We start from the raw sequence: 17,873 nt of genomic DNA, 5'->3' as shown, positions 1-17,873 counted from the left end.
CGACAGAGCTAGAGTAACCGAACGATCGGTCGGGACAAGGGGGTCCGCCGCATCTGTGGACAACCTCGTGCAGGAGGATCGCGCACATGACTGCACTCGACCTCAGCAGCCCCGTGGCCGTCGTCGGCACCGGCACCATGGGCCAGGGCATCGCCCAGGTCGCGCTGGTCGCCGGTCACCACGTACGGCTGTTCGATGCCGCGCCGGGGCGGGCCCAGGACGCCGCCGACGCGATCGGCGCGCGGCTAGACCGGCTCGTCGAGAAGGACCGGATGACGGCGGCCGACCGGGATGCCGCGCGGGGCCGGCTGCACGCCGCCGGGAACCTCGCCGAACTCGCCGACTGCTCCCTCGTCGTGGAGGCCGTCCTCGAACGGCTCGACGTGAAGCAGGAGTTGATGCGCGCCCTGGAGGACGTGGTCGACGACGACTGTCTGCTCGCCACCAACACCTCCTCCCTGTCCGTCACCGCCATCGGCGGCGCCCTGCGCAACCCCGGACGGTTCGTGGGGCTGCACTTCTTCAATCCGGCGCCGCTGCTGCCCCTCGTGGAGGTCGTCTCCGGGTTCGCCACCGACGTCACCTCGGCCACGCGCGCGTACGAGATGGCCCGCGCCTGGGGCAAGACCCCGGTCGCCTGCGCCGACACCCCCGGGTTCATCGTCAACCGCCTCGCCCGGCCCTTCTACGCGGAGGCCTTCGCGGCGTACGAGGCCCAGTCCGCCGACCCCGCCACCATCGACGCGGTGCTGCGCGACTGCGGCGGGTTCATGATGGGCGCGTTCGAGCTCACCGACCTGATCGGGCAGGACGTCAACGAGGCCGTCACCCACTCCGTGTGGCAGGCCTTCTTCCACGACGTGCGGTTCACGCCCTCACTGGCCCAGCGCCGGCTCGTCGAGTCGGGCCGGCTCGGCCGGAAGACCGGGCAGGGCTGGTACGAGTACGGGGACGACGCCGAGCGCGCCGAACCGCACACCGCGGAACAGGCCCAGCCGCCCGCCTACGTCGTCGCCGAGGGTGACCTGGGCCCCGCGGCCGACCTCCTCGCGCTGATCCGTGAGGCGGGCATTCCCGTCCGTGAGGACGAGGAGGACCACGGCACCCGGCTGGTGCTGCCCAGCGGTGGTCAGCTGGTGCTTGCCGACGGGCAGACCAGCGTCGAGTTCCGGGACGTCGTCTACTTCGATCTCGCCCTCGACTACCGCCGGGCCACCCGGATGGCCCTCTCCGCCTCCCAGGACACCCAGCCGCAGACCCTCTCCGAGGCCATCGGCCTCTTCCAGGCGCTCGGCAAGGACGTCAGCGTCCTCGGGGACGCCCCCGGCATGATCGTCGCCCGTACGGTGGCTCGGATCGTCGACCTCGCGCACGACGCCGTCGCCAAGGGCGTCGCCACCGAGGAGGACGTCGACACGGCGATGCGCCTCGGCGTCAACTACCCGCTCGGGCCCTTCGAGTGGAGCCGTCGGCTCGGCCGGAGCTGGGCGCACGAGATCCTCGACGAACTGCACCAGCGCGACCCGAGCGGACGGTACGCGCCGTCCCTCGCGCTCTACCGCCACGCGTACGCCACCGACAAGCGGGAGGGCACCCCATGACCACCGCCAAGCGCGACACGTACACCCCGCAGACGCTGCTCCAGGTCGCGGTCCAGGTGTTCAACGAGCGCGGCTACGACGGCACCTCCATGGAGCACCTCTCCAAGGCTGCGGGCATTTCCAAGTCGTCGATCTACCACCACGTCACCGGCAAGGAGGAGCTGCTGCGGCTGGCCGTCAGCCGGGCGCTGGACGGGCTCTTCGGGATCCTCGAGGAGGAGCACGCGCGCGTGGGGCCCGCCGCCGGGCGCCTGGAGCACGTCGTACGGCGCATGGTCGAGGTGCTCATCGCCGAGCTGCCGTACGTGACGCTGCTGCTGCGGGTGCGCGGCAACACCGGCACCGAGCGCTGGGCCCTGGAACGGCGCCGCGACTTCGACCACCAGGTGGCCGAGCTGCTCAAGGCCGCCGCCGCCGAGGGGGACATACGTGGTGACGTGGAGGTGCGGCTCGCGACCCGGCTCGTCTTCGGGATGATCAACTCGGTCGTGGAGTGGTACCGGCCCGACGGGCGCGGCATGGGCGAGCGGGAGGTCGCCGACGCGGTGGCGCGGCTGGTCTTCGGGGGGCTGCGCCACCCGGCGTGAGTCCTGCGCGGGGGTGAGTCAGGTCTGCGGTTCCAGGTCCTCCGCCTCGAACACCAGCAGGGTGCGCGTGCTGAGCACCTCCGGGATCGCCTGCAGGCGCGTCAGCACCAGCTCGCGCAGCGCCTTGTTGTCGGGGGTGTGGACCAGCAGGAGTACGTCGAAGTCGCCGCCCACCAGGGCGATGTGGTCGGCCCCGGGGAGCCGCCTCAGCTGCTCGCGGACCGTGCGCCAGGAGTTCTGGACGATCTTCAGGGTGATGTACGCCGAGGTGCCCTGTCCGGCGCGCTCATGGTCCACGCGGGCGCCGAAGCCGCGGATCACGCCGTCCTCGATGAGGCGGTTGATGCGCGCGTAGGCGTTGGCACGCGAAACGTGGACGTGTTCGGCCACGGAACGGATCGAGGCGCGGCCGTCCGCCTGGAGTATCTGCAGGATGTCCTGATCAATGGCGTCCAGCGGGCGCGGGGGCGGCGGGGTGCTGCCGCTGTCCGGGCGTTCGGCCATTTGTTCAGGTGCCATGTCCCCCCGCTTCCCTTTCATGGACGTACTGCGTCCATCTCAGGCTGTGGAGAACCGTTTGTCCACAGCCTGGCGGTGCCTGTAGCCAAAATGTGCCGACGACCGAACAATCGGTAGGTGAGGCGGGTCACATCCGTGGCGCGCCTGGAGCCGTCTCCCACCAGGAGGTGCCGTCATGACGGTCATGGAGCAGCGGGGCGCATACCGGCCCACGCCGCCGCCCGCCTGGCAGCCCCGTACCGACCCCGCGCCCCTGCTGCCCGACGCGGCTCCGTACCGCGTCCTCGGCACCGAGGCGGCGGCGCGGGCGGATTCCGGGCTGCTGCGCCGGCTGTACGCGCAGCTGGTGCGCGGGCGTCGGTACAACGCGCAGGCCACCGCCCTCACCAAGCAGGGCCGGCTCGCCGTGTACCCCTCCAGCGTCGGCCAGGAGGCCTGCGAGGTGGCCGCCGCGCTCGTCCTGGAGGACCGCGACTGGCTCTTCCCCAGCTACCGGGACACCCTCGCCGTGGTCGCCCGGGGCGTGGACCCCGTACAGGCGCTTACGCTGCTGCGCGGCGACTGGCACACCGGGTACAACCCGCGTGAGCACCGGGTGGCGCCCCTGTGTACCCCGCTCGCCACGCAGCTGCCGCACGCCGTCGGGCTCGCCCATGCCGCCCGACTCAAGGGCGACGACGTGGTCGCGCTGGCCATGGTCGGCGACGGCGGCACCAGCGAGGGCGACTTCCACGAGGCGCTGAACTTCGCCGCCGTGTGGCAGGCGCCGGTGGTCTTCCTGGTCCAGAACAACGGCTTCGCGATCTCCGTGCCGCTCGCCAAGCAGACCGCCGCCCCGTCGCTGGCCCACAAGGCCGTCGGTTACGGGATGCCGGGCCGTCTGGTCGACGGCAACGACGCGGTCGCCATGTACGACGTGCTGAGCGAGGCCGTACGCCACGCGCGCGCGGGTGGTGGTCCCACGCTCGTCGAGGCGGTGACCTACCGCGTGGAGGCGCACACCAACGCCGACGACGACAAGCGCTACCGGGCCGACTCCGAGGTCACCGCCTGGCGCGAGCACGACCCGATCGATCTCCTGGAACGGGAGCTCACCGCGCGCGGCCTCCTCGACGAGGACGGCATCAGGGCGGCGCGCGACGACGCCGAGACACTCGCCGCCGACCTGCGCGCCCGGATGAACCAGGACCCGGCGCTCGACCCGATGGACCTGTTCGCCCAGGTGTACACCGAGCCCACCCCGCAACTGCGCGAGCAGCGGGCCCAGTTGCGGGCGGAGCTCGACGCCGAGGCGGAGGGGGCGCACTGATGACGACCGTCGCCCTCAAACCGGCCACCATGGCGCAGGCCCTCACCCGCGCGATGCGCGACGCCATGGCCGCCGACCCCGCCGTGCATGTCATGGGTGAGGACGTCGGCACCCTCGGCGGGGTCTTCCGGGTCACCGACGGGCTCGCCAAGGAGTTCGGCGAGGACCGCTGCACGGACACCCCGCTGGCCGAGGCGGGCATCCTCGGGGCGGCCGTCGGCATGGCCATGTACGGCCTGCGCCCGGTCGTGGAGATGCAGTTCGACGCGTTCGCCTACCCCGCGTTCGAGCAGCTGATCTCGCACGTCTCCCGGATGCGCAACCGCACCCGCGGGGCCATGCCCCTGCCGATCACCGTCCGGGTGCCCTACGGCGGCGGCATCGGCGGCGTCGAACACCACAGCGACTCCTCCGAGGCGTACTACATGGCGACCCCGGGTCTCCATGTCGTCACCCCCGCCACGGTCCCCGACGCGTACGGCCTGCTGCGGGCGGCCATCGCCTCCGACGACCCGGTGGTCTTCCTGGAGCCCAAGCGCCTGTACTGGTCGAAGGACTCCTGGAACCCGGACGAGCCGTCGGCCGTTGAACCGATCGGACGCGCGGTGGTGCGGCGCCCGGGCCGCAGCGCCACACTCATCACGTACGGGCCGTCCCTGCCCGTCTGCCTGGAGGCGGCGAAGGCGGCGGAAGCGGAGGGCTGGGACCTGGAGGTCGTCGACCTGCGTTCCCTGGTCCCGTTCGACGACGAGACAGTGTGCGCCTCGGTACGGCGGACCGGGCGCGCCCTGGTCGTCCACGAGTCGGGCGGCTACGGCGGCCCCGGCGGGGAGATCGCGGCCCGCGTCACGGAGCGCTGCTTCCACCACCTGGAGGCGCCGGTGCTGCGTGTCGCCGGGTTCGACATCCCGTACCCGCCGCCGATGCTGGAGCGGCACCACCTGCCCGGCGTCGATCGTGTCCTGGACGCCGTGGGACGGCTGCAGTGGGAGGCGGAACGCTGATGGCACAGGTACTGGAGTTCAGGCTCCCCGATCTCGGCGAGGGACTCACCGAGGCGCTGATCGTGCGCTGGCTGGTCGAGGTCGGCGAGGTCGTCGCCGTCGACCAGCCGGTCGTCGAGGTCGAGACGGCCAAGGCGATGGTCGACGTGCCGTGCCCCTACGGCGGTGTCGTCACCGCCCGCTTCGGCGAGGAGGGCACCGAACTGCCCGTCGGCTCCCCCCTGGTGACGGTGGCCGTCGGGACCCCGGCTCCCTCCGACCTCACCGGCGACGCGGCCGAGGGCTCCGGGAACGTGCTCGTGGGGTACGGCACCTCCGAGGCGCCCGCCCGGCGACGCAGGGTACGGCGGGACCAGGCGGCGCCCGCCGCTCCGGTGGCCGTCAAGAACGCGGACGGGGCCGCCCCCGCCCGCCTCGACGGTCCCGTATCGGTCATCTCGCCGCTCGTGCGCAGGCTCGCCCGCGAGAACGGCCTGGATCTGCGGGAGTTGACGGGCTCCGGGCCCAACGGGCTGATCCTGCGCGCCGACGTGGAGCGCGCCCTGCACACCGGCGCCACACGAACCGAGTCCCCGGCGTCCGCAGTGGCCCCCGCACCTGTCGCGGCTTCCACCGAGGGCACGCGCGTCCCCCTCAAGGGCATCCGCGGTGCCGTCGCCGACAAGCTCTCCCGCAGCCGGCGCGAGATCCCGGACGCGACCTGCTGGGTGGACGCAGACGCGACGGAACTGATGCACGCGCGCGTGCGGATGAACGCAAGCGGCGGGGGCCCGAAGATCTCCCTCCTCGCCCTGCTGGCCCGGATCTGCACCGCCGCCCTCGCCCGCTACCCCGACCTGAACTCCACGGTCGACCTGGAGGCCAGGGAGATCGTCCGGCTCGACCGGGTCCACCTCGGCTTCGCCGCGCAGACCGAACGCGGACTCGTCGTCCCCGTCGTACGGGACGCGCACACCAGGAACGCCGAGGAGCTCAGCGCCGAGATCGCACGACTGACCGAGGCCGCCCGCACGGGCACCCTCACCCCGGCCGAACTCACCGGCGGGACCTTCACGTTGAACAACTACGGCGTGTTCGGCGTCGACGGCTCCACGCCGATCATCAACCACCCCGAGGCGGCCATGCTCGGCGTCGGCCGGATCGTCCCCAAGCCGTGGGTGCACGAGGGTGAACTGGCGGTGCGTCAGGTCGTCCAGCTGTCGTTCACCTTCGACCACCGGGTGTGCGACGGCGGTACTGCGGGCGGTTTCCTGCGCTATGTGGCGGACTGCGTCGAACAACCGGCGGTGCTGCTGCGAACACTGTGATCAGGGCCGCGCGCGTACGTTCCCCGTGATCGACGACGGCCCGCATACTCGGAGGGTGACCGCCTACGAGCCCCAGCCCCCAGGGACCCCCGGCACCGACGGCTACGACGCCGTGGTGCTCGCGGGCGGGGCCGCCCGGCGGCTCGGCGGCGCCGACAAGCCCGGCGTACAGGTGGGCGGGCGGGCGTTGCTCGACCGGGTGCTCGCCGCCTGCGCGGACGCCGGCACCACCGTGGTCGTGGCCGGCCCCCGGCCCACCGCACGGCCCGTGACCTGGGCCCACGAGGACCCGCCGGGAGGCGGACCGGTCGCCGCGCTCGACGCGGGTCTGCGCCACACCGGGGCCGAGTCCGTCGTCGTACTCTCCGCCGATCTGCCGTTCCTCGAAGCGGCGACGGTACGGCGGCTTCTCGGCGCTCTGCGGACGAGCGGCGCGGAGGGCGCGCTGCTCACCGACCCGGACGGCCGGGACCAGCCGCTCGTGGCCGTGTACCGGGCATCCGCGCTGCGCCGGGAGCTGGGCGCGCTCACCCTTGAACACGGCGGACTCACCGGCCTGCCGCTGCGCCGGCTGACCGCCGCGCTCGACCTCACCCGTGTCGTGGACCCCGTCGCGTCCTTCGACTGCGACACCTGGGAAGACATCGCCGCCGCCAGAGCACGCATCAGGGAGCATGGGCACGTGTTGGACGAATGGATTTCCGCAGCCAAGGACGAACTGGGCATCGACCTGGACGTCGACACCAACCTCCTCCTGGACCTCGCCCGCGACGCCGCGCACGGAGTGGCCAGGCCGGCCGCCCCGCTCACGACGTTCCTCGTCGGATACGCGGCGGGCCGGGCCGGGGGAGGCCCCGAAGCGGTCGCCGAGGCCACCCGCAAGGCCGTCGCCCTCGCCCTGCGCTGGGCCGACGAGGCAGCGGCGGAGGAGAAGCCCGCGGCCGCCGAGCCAGGCGCGGTCCAGTCCCCCGACAGCCACCCGGACGCCGGATGACCGCCCGCGGCGACCTGGACGACCTCGGCGTCGAGGAGGCGCTCGCCCTCGTGAACGAAGGCAACGGCAACCGCACCGGTGGGCAGGGCGACGGACCGAACCCCGCGCGCCCCCCGGTGCCGGCCCCCGCAGGGGAGGGCGTCTACGACGTGGACGCCGACAGCGGCAGCCCCGGCGCCAACCCGGGTGCCGCCCCCGCCTCCGCCCCCGAGCGCCCCCGTGCCACCTCCTGGCCGCAGGCCCGCGCCATCGCCGAGCGTGCCGCCCGGCAGGTCCCCCGTGCCGCCTCGTCGCCCGTCTCCGTCCCCCTCGAAGCCGCCCTCGGCCTGGTTCTCGCGGCCCCGCTCGCGGCCCTCACCGACCTCCCCTCCTTCGACACGTCCGCGATGGACGGCTGGGCGGTGGCTGGCCCCGGCCCCTGGGACGTGCGCGAGGCCGGTGTCCTCGCCGGTCACGCGCAGCCGGAACCGCTCACCGACGGCGACGCGGTACGGATCGCGACGGGCGCCCGCATCCCCCACGACACGACCTCCGTACTGCGCAGCGAGCACGGCCGCACCGACGACAACGGCCGGCTGCACGCCACCCGCGACATGAGCCACGGCCAGGACATCCGGCCGCGCGGCCAGGAGTGCCGCTCCGGCGACCAGCTGCTGCCCACCGGCACCTTCGTGACCCCGGCGGTGCTCGGTCTCGCGGCAGCCGCCGGCTACGACACCCTCGCGGCGATTCCCCGGCCCCGGGCCGAAGTCCTCGTCCTGGGCGACGAGTTGCTCACCGAGGGACTGCCGCACGACGGGCTGATCCGGGACGCCCTCGGCCCGATGCTGCCGCCCTGGCTGCGCTCGCTCGGCGCCGATGTCATCGCCGTACGCAGGCTCGGGGACGATGCCGAGGCGCTCTACGAGGCCCTGAAGAACTCCCCCGCCGAGATCGTCGTCACCACCGGCGGCACCGCCGCAGGACCCGTCGACCATGTGCACCCCACCCTGCGCCGTCTCGATGCCGAGTTGCTGGTGCACGGCGTCCAGGTGCGCCCCGGACACCCGATGCTGCTGGCCCGGCTGAAGGAGAACCAGCACCTGGTCGGGCTGCCCGGCAACCCGCTGGCCGCCGTCTCCGGGCTGCTCACCCTCGCGGAGCCCCTGCTGCGGACCCTGGCCGGACGGGCGGCGCCCGAGCCGTACACGCTGCCCCTCAGGGACGAGGTGCACGGGCATCCGTACGACACCCGGCTCGTCCCTGTCGTCCTGCGCGACGACCGGGCCGTGCCGCTGCACTACAACGGGCCGGCCATGCTTCGAGGGATCGCCGCGGCCGAGGCTCTCGCGGTCGTCCCGCCGGGCGGTGCACGAGCCGGTCAGGAACTGGAACTGCTCGACCTGCCCTGGGCCGCGGCCACCGAAGCCGGGGTGTGTTTCACGTGAAACATTCGGATCGCATAGGCGCCCGCCATCGCGCCAGGGGAGGATGTTTCACGTGAAACTGCCGGGCCATGACGCCATCGCCCGCCAGGCGGACGAGCATCTGGTGACCCATCGGGTGAAACTTCCCCGGACAGTGGTGGAACGGCCGATCCGGCAGGTCGGCAAACGCGTCGCCATGGCCCTGCTGGTGCTGGTCGGGACCGCGCTCATCGTCTATGCCGACCACGACGGCTACAACGACAACGCCGACGGTTCCGTCAGCCTCCTCGACGCCTTCTACTACGCCACCGTCACCCTCTCCACCACCGGATACGGCGACATCGCACCCGTCAGCGACGCCGCCCGGTTCACCAACATCTTCGTCATCACACCGCTGCGCGTGCTCTTCCTGATCATCCTGGTCGGCACGACTCTCGAAGTCCTCACGGAGCGCACACGCGAGGAGTGGCGGCAGAACCGCTGGAGGGCGGCCTTGCGAGAGCACACCGTGGTCATCGGTTTCGGCACGAAGGGGCGGTCGGCCGTACAGACCGTCTGTGTCACCGGGCTGAAGAAGGAACAGGTCGTGGTCGTCGACCCCAGTGCCAAGGCCGTGGACGCTGCCACCGCCGAGGGGTACGCCGGAGTGGTCGGCGACGCCACCCGCAGTGACGTACTCCTGCGGGCCGAGGTGCAGAAGGCGCGGCAGATCATCATCGCCACCCAGCGCGACGACACGGCCGTGCTCGTCACCCTGACGGCCCGGCAGCTCAACCGCACGGCGAAGATCGTGGTCGCCGTGCGCGAGGAGGAGAACGCGCCGCTGCTCAAGCAGTCCGGCGCCGACGCCGTCATCACGAGCGCGAGCGCGGCCGGACGGCTGCTCGGGCTGTCCGTGCTCAGCCCTGCGGCCGGCATGGTCATGGAGGACCTCATCCAACAGGGCAGCGGGCTCGACATCGTCGAGCGGCCGGTCATAAAGGCCGAGGTCGGCAAGGGGCCGCGCGAGACGGACGACCTGGTCGTGAGCGTCGTCCGCGGGCATCGGGTGCTGGGCTACGACGATCCGGCCATCGGGCAGCTTCAGGTGGCCGACCGGCTCATCACCATCGTGCGGGTGTCGCCGGGCGCCCATGTGGCGCCCGACGCCCGTCCGATCCGCGACAACTGACGTCGGGATCTCGGGCTACCGAGTTTCATTCGCAGTGCATCGGGCTTCAGTCCGCTGTGAAGCGAATCTTGTGACTGCGGCGCGGAGCGTCGCAGTGTCCCTCCGGCGGAGCCGGATCACACGCAGTGGTGAAATCGGGAACGGATGTTCCCGGCGACAGTCGGTGTGGCTCGTTCGTACGATCGTCGCATGCAGCTTCGGTACACCTTCAGGGTGTACCCGGACACCGGCCAACAGGCGGCATTGGCGAGGGCGTTCGGGTGCGCCCGCGTCGTCTACAACGATGCCGTCCGCGCCCGCGAGGACGCCCGCCGGGCAGGCGACCCCTTCCCCACCGCGGGCGTCCTGTCCCGGAAGCTGGTCACCGAGGCGAAGCAGACACCCGAGCGGTCCTGGCTGAGTGAGGTGTCCGCGGTCGTCCTCCAGCAGTCCCTGCGTGACGCCGAGACCGCCTTCCGCAACTTCTTCGCCTCTCTCAAAGGCACGCGCAGGGGCCCGAAGCTGGGGGCGCCACGGTTGAAGTCCCGCAAGGACACCCGGCAGTCGATCCGGTTCACCGCCAACGCCCGCTGGAGCATCACCGGCAGCGGTCGGCTGAACCTGCCGAAGATCGGGGCGGTGAAGGTGAAGTGGTCCCGCACGCTGCCCGCCGTGCCGTCCTCGGTGACCGTGATCCAGGACGCGGCCGGGCGGTACTTCGCCTCCTTCGTCATCGACACCGACCCCGCCGCCGACGCGGCCCGGATGCCCGAGTCCGACCGCACTGTCGGCATCGACCTCGGCCTGACCCACTTCGCTGTTCTCTCCGACGGCACGAAGATCGACTCCCCGCGCTTTTTGCGGCGCGCGGAGAAGAAACTTAAGAAGGCCCAGAAGGAGCTGTCCCGCAAGCAGAAGGGATCGAAGAACCGCGAAAAGGCCCGCCTGAAGGTCGCCCGCGCCCATGCCAAGGTCACCGACGCCCGTCATGAGTTCCATCACCAGCTCTCCACCAGGCTGATCTCCGAGAACCAAGGGATCGCTGTGGAGGATCTGTCGGTGGCGGGACTGGCCCGCACGAAGCTGGCCAAGTCCGTGCACGACGCCGGATGGTCCTCGTTCATCGCCATGCTGGAATACAAAGCGGAACGGTACGGGCGCACCCTGGTCAAGATCGGCCGGTTCGAGCCGACGAGTCAGGTCTGCTCCGCCTGCGGGGTCAAGGACGGTCCCAAGCCGCTGCACATCCGGGAATGGACCTGTACCGCCTGCGGCACCGTCCACGACCGGGACCACAACGCCGCACTCAACGTCAAATCGGCCGCCGGACTGGCGGTATCGGCCTGCGGAGCGCCGGTAAGACCAGGAGTAATCCCGGCACAGCGCGAAGAAACAGGAAGCCACGGATTCCCGACCGAACCCCGTGCCGCGTAGCGGCACAGCAACGATCGAGAAGGCCAGAATCCTCGGGCTTCAGCCCGAGGAGCAAGTCAATTGCGGTTGTAGAGCCGCATGGTGACGGGGCCGAAGACCAGCATCAGCAGGCCCGCCCACCCCAGCGACCAGGCCTCGGTGCCGGTGAGGTCCTCGTCCACGGACGCGTACTGGCCGGTGAGGCTCACCCTGCCGCGTACCGTGTCGGCCTCGCGCACCACGTCGTGGCCGAAGACGTGTGCCTCGCCGCCGTCCGGCCTGAGCAGGGTGGCCAGCATCTTCACGGTGGTCGTCTTGCCGGCGCCGTTCGGCCCGAGGACTCCGTAGACCGTGCCGGTGGGGACGGCGAGGTCGACGCCGTCGACGGCCCGGGTCTCGCCGAACGTCTTCACCAGCCCCGCCGTCTCGATCGCGAGGTCGGGCGCCTCGGCCGCCCGGCCCGCCCTGGCTGCCTCTGGGCTCATGTCTCGGGTCCTTCCGGAGTCCTTGCGCGTACGGGGTGACGCAGAGGGAGACCGCCGGCCGGCTGGAAACTCATCGCTCGCCAGGCCGCACGTCTCTCCACCGGGCCGGGACCGCACCCCGTTCTCCTCGGGGCGGGGAGTAGCGTCCCCTCATGCATGCGATCACGATTCCCGAACCCGGAGGGCCCGAGGCGCTGGTGTGGGCCGAGGTCCCCGATCCCGTGCCCGGTGAGGGCGAGGTGCTGGTCGAGGTGGTGGCCGGCGCCGTCAACCGCGCCGACATCCTGCAACGCCAGGGCTTCTACAACCCGCCACCCGGCGCCTCCCCGTACCCCGGCCTGGAGTGCTCCGGCCGGATCACCGGGATCGGACCCGGAGTGTCCGGCTGGTCCGTCGGCGACGAGGTGTGCGCGCTGCTCACGGGCGGCGGTTACGCCCAGAAGGTCGCCGTCCCGGCCGGGCAGCTGCTGCCCGTGCCCGAGGGCGTCGACCTGAAGAGTGCGGCGGCGCTGCCCGAGGTGGCCTGCACGGTCTGGTCGAACGTCTTCATGATCTCCCACCTCCGCCCCGGCGAGACCCTTCTCGTGCACGGCGGCTCCAGCGGCATCGGCACCATGGCCATCCAGCTCGCCAAGGCGGTCGGCGCCAAGGTCGCCGTGACGGCGGGGACGAAGGAGAAGCTCGACCAGTGCGCCGAGCTGGGCGCCGACATCCTCGTCAACTACCGCGAGCAGGACTTCGTCGAGGAGCTGAAGCAGGCGACCGGCGGCGCCGGCGCGGACGTCATCCTCGACAACATGGGCGCCAAGTACCTGGACCGCAACGTCCGCGCCCTCGCCGTCAACGGACGGCTCTCGATCATCGGTATGCAGGGCGGCGTTAAGGCCGAACTGAACATCGGCGAGCTCCTCTTCAAGCGGGCCGCGATCAGCGCGACCTCGCTGCGCACCCGCCCGCTCGCCGAGAAGGCGGCGATCGTGGCCGCCGTACGCGAACACGTCTGGCCGCTGTTCGCCGCCGGTCAGGTCCGGCCCGTCGTCGACCGGGAGTTCCCGATGAGCGACGCGGCGGCGGCCCACCGGCTCGTGGAGGAGAGCGGGCACGTGGGAAAGGTGCTGCTGGTGGTCCCATAACTGGAGTAACGGGACGCCCTCGCCGATCACCTCCTCCGTACGCGCAGCCGCAGCGCCAGGAGGACGAGGCCCAGACCGAGGCCGAGCAGGACCAGCCCGCCGCCGAGCGGCAGTATCCGCAGCACCGGATCCGACGCGGCGGCGGGCGGGGCGGTGGTTGCCCCCGGCTCGTCCGGGACGGCGGTGGGTACGGGGGCGGGGACGGTCTCCTCGTACCCCGACTCGTCGGGAGGCGCGGACTCCCGTCGCCCCGGCCGCTCCCGCCCCTCGCCCGCCGGGCTCCCGGCCCGGGAGTCGTCGGGGGCGGGCCGGGTGGCACGGGCGACGGACAGGTTGGCGTACGGCGGTGTCGTGCCGTGCGGGGAGGCGGCGAGCGCGGGGGCCGCGAGGGCCATCAGAGTGCCGCAGGTACGCAGGGTGCGAAGCCACGGAGTCACGTCGTTGGCCCCCTCCCGCTGCGGAGTCGCCAGTCGTCAGTCGGCCTTCACCCGTCACCGGGGTTCGACGGAACCAGCCTCACACGCACCCGTCTGTCCGGCATCCCGGACGCGGAGAGCCGGACCGGACCCACCGGCCGACAACGCGACCAGGTGGGAGAGAATGGCCGCATGGAGATGCCGAGGAACGAAAGGTCGCCGGAGAACCCCCAGATCCTGGTCGTTGGCCAGGACGGGATGGCTCTCGGTGGTGGCGGTGACGACGACTCCCGCGAGATTCCGGTGACGGACATGGTGGAGCAGCCCGCCAAGGTCATGAGGATCGGCAGCATGATCAAGCAGTTGCTGGAGGAGGTGCGGGCGGCTCCTCTCGACGAGGCGAGCCGGGTCCGGCTCAAGGAGATCCACGCCAGCTCGGTGAAGGAGCTGGAGGACGGTCTGGCGCCTGAGCTCGTCGACGAACTGGAGCGACTGTCTCTGCCGTTCACGGACGAGGCGATTCCCAGCGACGCCGAACTGCGGATCGCGCAGGCCCAGTTGGTGGGCTGGCTGGAGGGCCTCTTCCACGGGATCCAGACCGCCCTGTTCGCCCAGCAGATGGCCGCGCGGGCCCAGCTGGAGCAGATGCGCCGCGCGTTGCCGCCGGGTGTCGGCGGCCACGAGGGCGACGAGGACCCGCGCACGGGCGGACGTACGGGCGGGCCGTACCTCTAGGACCGGTCCCAGTACTTCCGGTCCTTCCCAGATCTCATGGAGTGGGGCCCGGTGGCCGACCGACCGGCTGCCGGGCCCCGTTCCATGAACAACCGTCGGCTCAGGACGGGTTGCCCGTCGACACGCTCAGTTCGATCACCGGCATGTCCTCCGGGTCGGCGTCCGTGCCCGCGGAGGGGAACTGGTCCGTGACCGTGTCCTTGCCGAACGTGTTCTCGTCGACCCGGGTGATCTTCATCCGCCAGCCGGCCGCCTGGAAACAGGTCCTGACCGAGGTCAGGTTCTTGTAGCGGAAGTCGGGCAGCTGGACCTTGTCCGGATCCGTGTACGACTCCTGCGCCTCGGCGCACTTCTCCTCGTCGATCGTCTTGCTCAGGTCCGGCCCCTTGTATCCCGAACCCGAGTCCGCCCCTGTGTCCGTTCCCGTTTCCGCTGTCTGCGAGGCCGAGGCGCTCGCGGAGCTGTCGCTGCCGGTCCCGCCGCCGTTGTCGGTGGTGTCCCCGCCCAGCTTCAGGGCCAGGAGCAGCCCGCCGACGGCGACGAGGGAGACGACGATCGAGCCCACGATCACCGGGGTGTTGCTCTTCCGTCCTCCTCCGGAGGAGGACGGGGACGGCGGCGCCGGGGAGTACGCGACCGGCGGCGTGTGCTGCGACGCGTACGCGCCGGGCGCCTGGTACGCGGCCTGCTGCGGATAGCCGTACGCCGGAGCCGGTGTCTGCGGGGGCGTGTGCGGAGGTGTGTACGCCGGGGGCGGAGTGGCGCCGTACGGATTCAGGTGCTGCGGATTCGCGTGCTGTGGGTACGGGGTCGGCTGGTACGGCGTCTGTACGGGGCCCGGCGGGGCCGGGGTCGACTGGTCGACCGGCGGGAACACCGCGGAGGCGACGCCGGCGCCGCTCTGTGCGGGGGCGCCCGGAACGATGTTCGGGGCGGCCGGCTGCAGGGAGGCGGCCACCCGCAGGCACTCGTCACGCATGGCGACGGCGCTCGGGAAACGCTCGTTCGGGTTCTTCTTCAGCGCGCGGGTGACGAGCGCGTCCACCGCCGGAGGCAGTGCCCGGTTGACGGAGGAAGGGGCGACCGGCTGCTCCTGGACATGTGCGTACGCGATCGCGAGCGGTGAGTCCGCGTTGAACGGCAGCCGTCCGGTGACCAGTTGGAACAGCATGATGCCGACCGAGTAGAGGTCGGAACGGGCGTCCACGGCCCGACCCAGCGCCTGCTCCGGGGAGAGGTACTGCGGAGTGCCGACGACCATGCCGGTCTGCGTCATCGACGTGACGCCCGACTGCATGGCGCGGGCGATGCCGAAGTCCATGACCTTGACGACCCCGCGCTTGGTCACCATCACGTTGCCCGGCTTGATGTCCCGGTGGACCAGGCCCATCTCGTGGCTGATCTCCAGCGCCGCCAGCACGTCCGCGGTGACCTTGAGCGCCTTGTCGGCGGGCATCGCCCCGAACTGCCGCAGATCCGCGTCGAGAACGGAGCCGAGCGGCTCCCCCTCCACGTACTCCATGACGATGTACGGGGTCATGGTCCCCGCCACGTCGTCCTCGCCGGTGTCGAAGACCGAGACGATGTTCGTGTGCGTGAGCTTGGCAACGGCCTGGGCCTCGCGGCGGAACCGCTCGCGGAACGCCTGTTCACGGCCCAGTTCGGTGTGCAGCGTCTTGATCGCGACCTGCCGGTCCAGGACCGAGTCGTACGCGAGGTGCACCGAGGCCATCCCGCCCTCGCCGAGCAGATCGCGCAGCTGGTAGCGCCCGCCGGCGAGCGCGTGCCCCGCGTACCGGCCGTGTGCGCCGTCCTGGCTCATGTCTCAGCGTCCCCCGAGCTTCTCCACAGCCAGACGTGATCGATTGGCTGATTCCGGGCCAAGTCTGCCGGAGGGCACTGACACGTCAAGCGCGGTGCCCGTTCCGTGACCGTACGGGAAGGAAGCGTCGCGGAAGCGTTACAGGTGCTGCGCGGACGCGGCACGCAATTTGCACGACCATACCCGCAACGGGTTTGATGACCGGTCCGCCCGGGACCCGTACCCGGGCTCCTTCCGGAGCTCCTCCGGGAGCGCCTCCCGGACCGGAGGCTTGCGTAAAGGCTGTAGCGTGGCCGACGGAGACCGTAACAACACCGCGCGCACCGCGGGCAGAAACGACGGCGAGGACTGATGGCACAGCAGCGCGCTCAGGGCCCGTCCGACCCCGAGGCGGCTGGCGGCGGTATGTCAGACGCGCCTGAGTTGTGGGGCAACGGCGGACTGGTCGGGGACGGCCGTTACCGGCTCACCCACAGACTCGGCCGGGGCGGCATGGCAGAGGTGTTCGCCGCCGAGGACGTGCGGCTCGGGCGGACGGTCGCGGTCAAGCTGCTCCGCGCGGACCTCGCCGAGGACCCGATCTCCAAGGCCCGCTTCACGCGCGAGGCCCAGTCCGTGGCCGGGCTCAACCATCACTCGATCGTCGCCGTGTACGACTCCGGCGAGGACACGCTGCCGGCCGGCGGCTTCACCGCGGGCGGCGCCCAGTCCGTCCCGTACATCGTGATGGAGATCGTCGAGGGGCGCACCATCCGCGACCTCCTCATCAACGCCGAGGCGCCCGGGCCCGAGCAGGCCCTGATCATCGTCTCCGGGGTGCTGGAAGCGCTTGCCTATTCGCACCAGCACGGCATCGTGCACCGCGACATCAAGCCCGCCAACGTGATCATCACGCACGGCGGCGCGGTGAAGGTCATGGACTTCGGCATCGCCCGCGCGCTGCACGGGGCGTCCACGACGATGACGCAGACCGGCATGGTCATGGGCACGCCCCAGTACCTCTCCCCGGAGCAGGCCCTCGGCAAGGCCGTCGACCACCGCTCCGACCTGTACGCCACCGGCTGTCTGCTGTACGAACTCCTCGCGCTGCGGCCCCCGTTCACCGGTGAGACCCCGCTGTCCGTGGTCTACCAGCACGTCCAGGACATTCCGGTGCCCCCGTCCCAGGTCTCGGACGCGGCGCCGCCGGAACTCGACGGGCTCGTCATGCGTTCTCTCGCCAAGGAGCCGGACGACCGTTTCCAGACCGCCGAGGAGATGCGCGGTCTCATCCAGTACGGCCTGCAGATGCTGTACGACCAGGGCAGCCACACCGGCACCTGGAACACCGGGCCCGTCGACATGCACGACGGCCGGAACACCCCCTCGGGGGGCTTCGCCGGGACCACGGTGATGAACCACCCCGGTGAGCAGGCCGGCACCACCCAGATCCCCCAGCAGATCCTGCCCGCCGGGTACGGCGGCGGGGACGACGGCGGCTTCGAGGGGCACGGCAACCGGGGCGGCGGCCGGGGCAAGCTGTGGATACTGGCGTTCTTCGCCGTGATCGCCATCGCGGCCGGCGTGGCCCTCGCCGTCCAGAACGGCAACAAGAACGACGGCAGCCCCGGCACGAGCGAGTCGCCGACCACCTCGCAGTCCCAGACGGCCGACGACTCCACGGCCAGCCCGACCGACGAGACCTCCGAGGAGACGTCGAGCACTGCCACGGACGACGGCAGCGGCTCGGGCACCGGGTCCGAGTGGACGCCGTCGCCCACTCCGTCGTACTCGCAGTCCGTGACTTCCTCCCCCCAGCCGTCGCCCACCCCGTCGGACGTCCAGACGACCCCGCAGCCGTCGATCACGGCGTCGCAGTCGACCGGCGCGGCCTCTCCGTCGCCCGACACTTCGGGTGACCCCGGTGAGGAAGACGGCGGTACGGACAGCGGCGGCACCACTCCCTGACCCGCCGGCCGCCCTTCCGGGGGAACGAACCGACGGCGGGTTGAC

At 71.5% G+C, this 17,873-nt stretch carries 15 protein-coding genes and 1 pseudogene; 12 read left to right on the top strand and 4 right to left on the bottom strand.

Annotated features, from left to right (window positions below; translation table 11 throughout):
- The first annotated feature begins 86 nt into the window (after positions 1-86).
- Together OG241_RS28440 and OG241_RS28435 are read left to right on the top strand one after the other, a co-directional pair.
- Positions 87-1,601, top strand: a complete 1,515-nt coding sequence (locus OG241_RS28440; protein ID WP_405819133.1) for a 3-hydroxyacyl-CoA dehydrogenase — start codon at positions 87-89, stop codon at positions 1,599-1,601.
- Entirely contained in the window at positions 1,598-2,188 is a 591-nt protein-coding gene (locus tag OG241_RS28435) for a TetR/AcrR family transcriptional regulator (protein WP_405819131.1), read from the top strand. Before OG241_RS28440 ends, OG241_RS28435 begins: the two co-directional genes overlap by 4 nt.
- Before the next feature lie 18 nt (positions 2,189-2,206).
- Here OG241_RS28435 and OG241_RS28430 read toward each other — a convergent pair whose 3' ends face one another.
- Entirely contained in the window at positions 2,207-2,692 is a 486-nt protein-coding gene (locus tag OG241_RS28430) for an Lrp/AsnC family transcriptional regulator (RefSeq protein WP_405826462.1), read from the bottom strand.
- Positions 2,693-2,882: 190 nt separating this feature from the next.
- Here OG241_RS28430 and pdhA point away from each other — a divergent pair, with 190 nt between their 5' ends.
- The 7 genes from pdhA to OG241_RS28395 all read left to right on the top strand — a co-directional run bounded on the left by pdhA (position 2,883) and on the right by OG241_RS28395 (position 11,311).
- Positions 2,883-4,016 carry a pyruvate dehydrogenase (acetyl-transferring) E1 component subunit alpha gene (pdhA, locus tag OG241_RS28425; RefSeq protein WP_405819130.1) on the top strand — a complete coding sequence of 378 codons (1,134 nt, stop codon included), beginning with the start codon at positions 2,883-2,885 and terminating at the stop codon, positions 4,014-4,016.
- A complete protein-coding gene (locus tag OG241_RS28420) occupies positions 4,016-5,020 on the top strand; it encodes an alpha-ketoacid dehydrogenase subunit beta (protein WP_405819129.1) in 1,005 nt (334 codons plus the stop codon). The genes pdhA and OG241_RS28420 overlap by 1 nt, the downstream gene beginning before the upstream one ends.
- Positions 5,020-6,327, top strand: coding sequence for a dihydrolipoamide acetyltransferase family protein (locus tag OG241_RS28415; protein WP_405819127.1), 1,308 nt, complete (start codon positions 5,020-5,022; stop codon positions 6,325-6,327). The genes OG241_RS28420 and OG241_RS28415 overlap by 1 nt, the downstream gene beginning before the upstream one ends.
- Before the next feature lie 55 nt (positions 6,328-6,382).
- A complete protein-coding gene (locus tag OG241_RS28410) occupies positions 6,383-7,321 on the top strand; it encodes an NTP transferase domain-containing protein (RefSeq protein WP_405819126.1) in 939 nt (312 codons plus the stop codon).
- A complete protein-coding gene (locus tag OG241_RS28405) occupies positions 7,318-8,748 on the top strand; it encodes a molybdopterin molybdotransferase MoeA (protein WP_405819124.1) in 1,431 nt (476 codons plus the stop codon). Before OG241_RS28410 ends, OG241_RS28405 begins: the two co-directional genes overlap by 4 nt.
- A gap of 52 nt (positions 8,749-8,800) precedes the next feature.
- The gene (locus OG241_RS28400; protein WP_405819122.1) at positions 8,801-9,898 is read left to right on the top strand and encodes a potassium channel family protein; all 1,098 of its coding nucleotides are present in this window, start codon (positions 8,801-8,803) and stop codon (positions 9,896-9,898) included.
- A 189-nt stretch (positions 9,899-10,087) separates the two neighbouring features.
- Positions 10,088-11,311: an RNA-guided endonuclease InsQ/TnpB family protein gene (locus OG241_RS28395; RefSeq protein ID WP_405819120.1), complete on the top strand. Its 1,224-nt coding sequence runs from the start codon at positions 10,088-10,090 to the stop codon at positions 11,309-11,311.
- A gap of 134 nt (positions 11,312-11,445) precedes the next feature.
- Here OG241_RS28395 and OG241_RS28390 read toward each other — a convergent pair.
- A pseudogene (locus tag OG241_RS28390) lies at positions 11,446-11,775 on the bottom strand (ATP-binding cassette domain-containing protein); the annotation flags it as partial.
- Positions 11,776-11,927: 152 nt separating this feature from the next.
- On the opposite strand from OG241_RS28390, the gene OG241_RS28385 reads away from it, so the two are divergent.
- Positions 11,928-12,908 carry an NAD(P)H-quinone oxidoreductase gene (locus OG241_RS28385; protein ID WP_405819118.1) on the top strand — a complete coding sequence of 327 codons (981 nt, stop codon included), beginning with the start codon at positions 11,928-11,930 and terminating at the stop codon, positions 12,906-12,908.
- 26 nt (positions 12,909-12,934) lie between these two features.
- Here the strand turns inward: OG241_RS28385 and OG241_RS28380 are convergent, their stop codons facing one another.
- Positions 12,935-13,345: a hypothetical protein gene (locus tag OG241_RS28380; RefSeq protein ID WP_405819116.1), complete on the bottom strand. Its 411-nt coding sequence runs from the start codon at positions 13,343-13,345 to the stop codon at positions 12,935-12,937.
- A 171-nt stretch (positions 13,346-13,516) separates the two neighbouring features.
- Here OG241_RS28380 and OG241_RS28375 point away from each other — a divergent pair, with 171 nt between their 5' ends.
- Positions 13,517-14,059, top strand: a complete 543-nt coding sequence (locus OG241_RS28375) for a bacterial proteasome activator family protein (protein WP_006381368.1) — start codon at positions 13,517-13,519, stop codon at positions 14,057-14,059.
- A gap of 100 nt (positions 14,060-14,159) precedes the next feature.
- Here OG241_RS28375 and OG241_RS28370 read toward each other — a convergent pair whose 3' ends face one another.
- Positions 14,160-15,881 (bottom strand): protein kinase domain-containing protein, encoded by a 1,722-nt coding sequence (locus OG241_RS28370; RefSeq protein ID WP_405819114.1) that lies wholly within the window; start codon positions 15,879-15,881, stop codon positions 14,160-14,162.
- A 351-nt stretch (positions 15,882-16,232) separates the two neighbouring features.
- Here OG241_RS28370 and OG241_RS28365 point away from each other — a divergent pair, with 351 nt between their 5' ends.
- A complete protein-coding gene (locus OG241_RS28365) occupies positions 16,233-17,828 on the top strand; it encodes a protein kinase domain-containing protein (protein WP_405819112.1) in 1,596 nt (531 codons plus the stop codon).
- Positions 17,829-17,873: the final 45 nt, after the last annotated feature.

This window comes from Streptomyces sp. NBC_01390 (genome assembly GCF_045040105.1).
In the GTDB taxonomy this organism is placed as follows: Bacteria; Actinomycetota; Actinomycetes; order Streptomycetales; family Streptomycetaceae; genus Streptomyces.
The sequence above is the reverse complement of the archived record's forward strand: the minus strand, read 5'-3'. Positions and strand labels throughout refer to the sequence as shown.

Bases quoted from the DNA above. Each gene is read 5' to 3' on its own strand.
- OG241_RS28405 (WP_405819124.1), top strand. From the start codon at position 7,318: ATGACCGCCCGCGGCGACCTGGACGACCTCGGCGTCGAGGAGGCGCTC.
- OG241_RS28435 (WP_405819131.1), top strand. From the start codon at position 1,598: ATGACCACCGCCAAGCGCGACACGTACACCCCGCAGACGCTGCTCCAG.
- OG241_RS28420 (WP_405819129.1), top strand. From the start codon at position 4,016: ATGACGACCGTCGCCCTCAAACCGGCCACCATGGCGCAGGCCCTCACC.
- OG241_RS28365 (WP_405819112.1), top strand. From the start codon at position 16,233: ATGGCACAGCAGCGCGCTCAGGGCCCGTCCGACCCCGAGGCGGCTGGC.
- pdhA (WP_405819130.1), top strand. From the start codon at position 2,883: ATGACGGTCATGGAGCAGCGGGGCGCATACCGGCCCACGCCGCCGCCC.
- OG241_RS28395 (WP_405819120.1), top strand. From the start codon at position 10,088: ATGCAGCTTCGGTACACCTTCAGGGTGTACCCGGACACCGGCCAACAG.
- OG241_RS28415 (WP_405819127.1), top strand. From the start codon at position 5,020: ATGGCACAGGTACTGGAGTTCAGGCTCCCCGATCTCGGCGAGGGACTC.
- OG241_RS28385 (WP_405819118.1), top strand. From the start codon at position 11,928: ATGCATGCGATCACGATTCCCGAACCCGGAGGGCCCGAGGCGCTGGTG.
- OG241_RS28375 (WP_006381368.1), top strand. From the start codon at position 13,517: ATGGAGATGCCGAGGAACGAAAGGTCGCCGGAGAACCCCCAGATCCTG.
- OG241_RS28370 (WP_405819114.1), bottom strand. From the start codon at position 15,881: ATGAGCCAGGACGGCGCACACGGCCGGTACGCGGGGCACGCGCTCGCC.
- OG241_RS28430 (WP_405826462.1), bottom strand. From the start codon at position 2,692: ATGGCCGAACGCCCGGACAGCGGCAGCACCCCGCCGCCCCCGCGCCCG.
- OG241_RS28440 (WP_405819133.1), top strand. From the start codon at position 87: ATGACTGCACTCGACCTCAGCAGCCCCGTGGCCGTCGTCGGCACCGGC.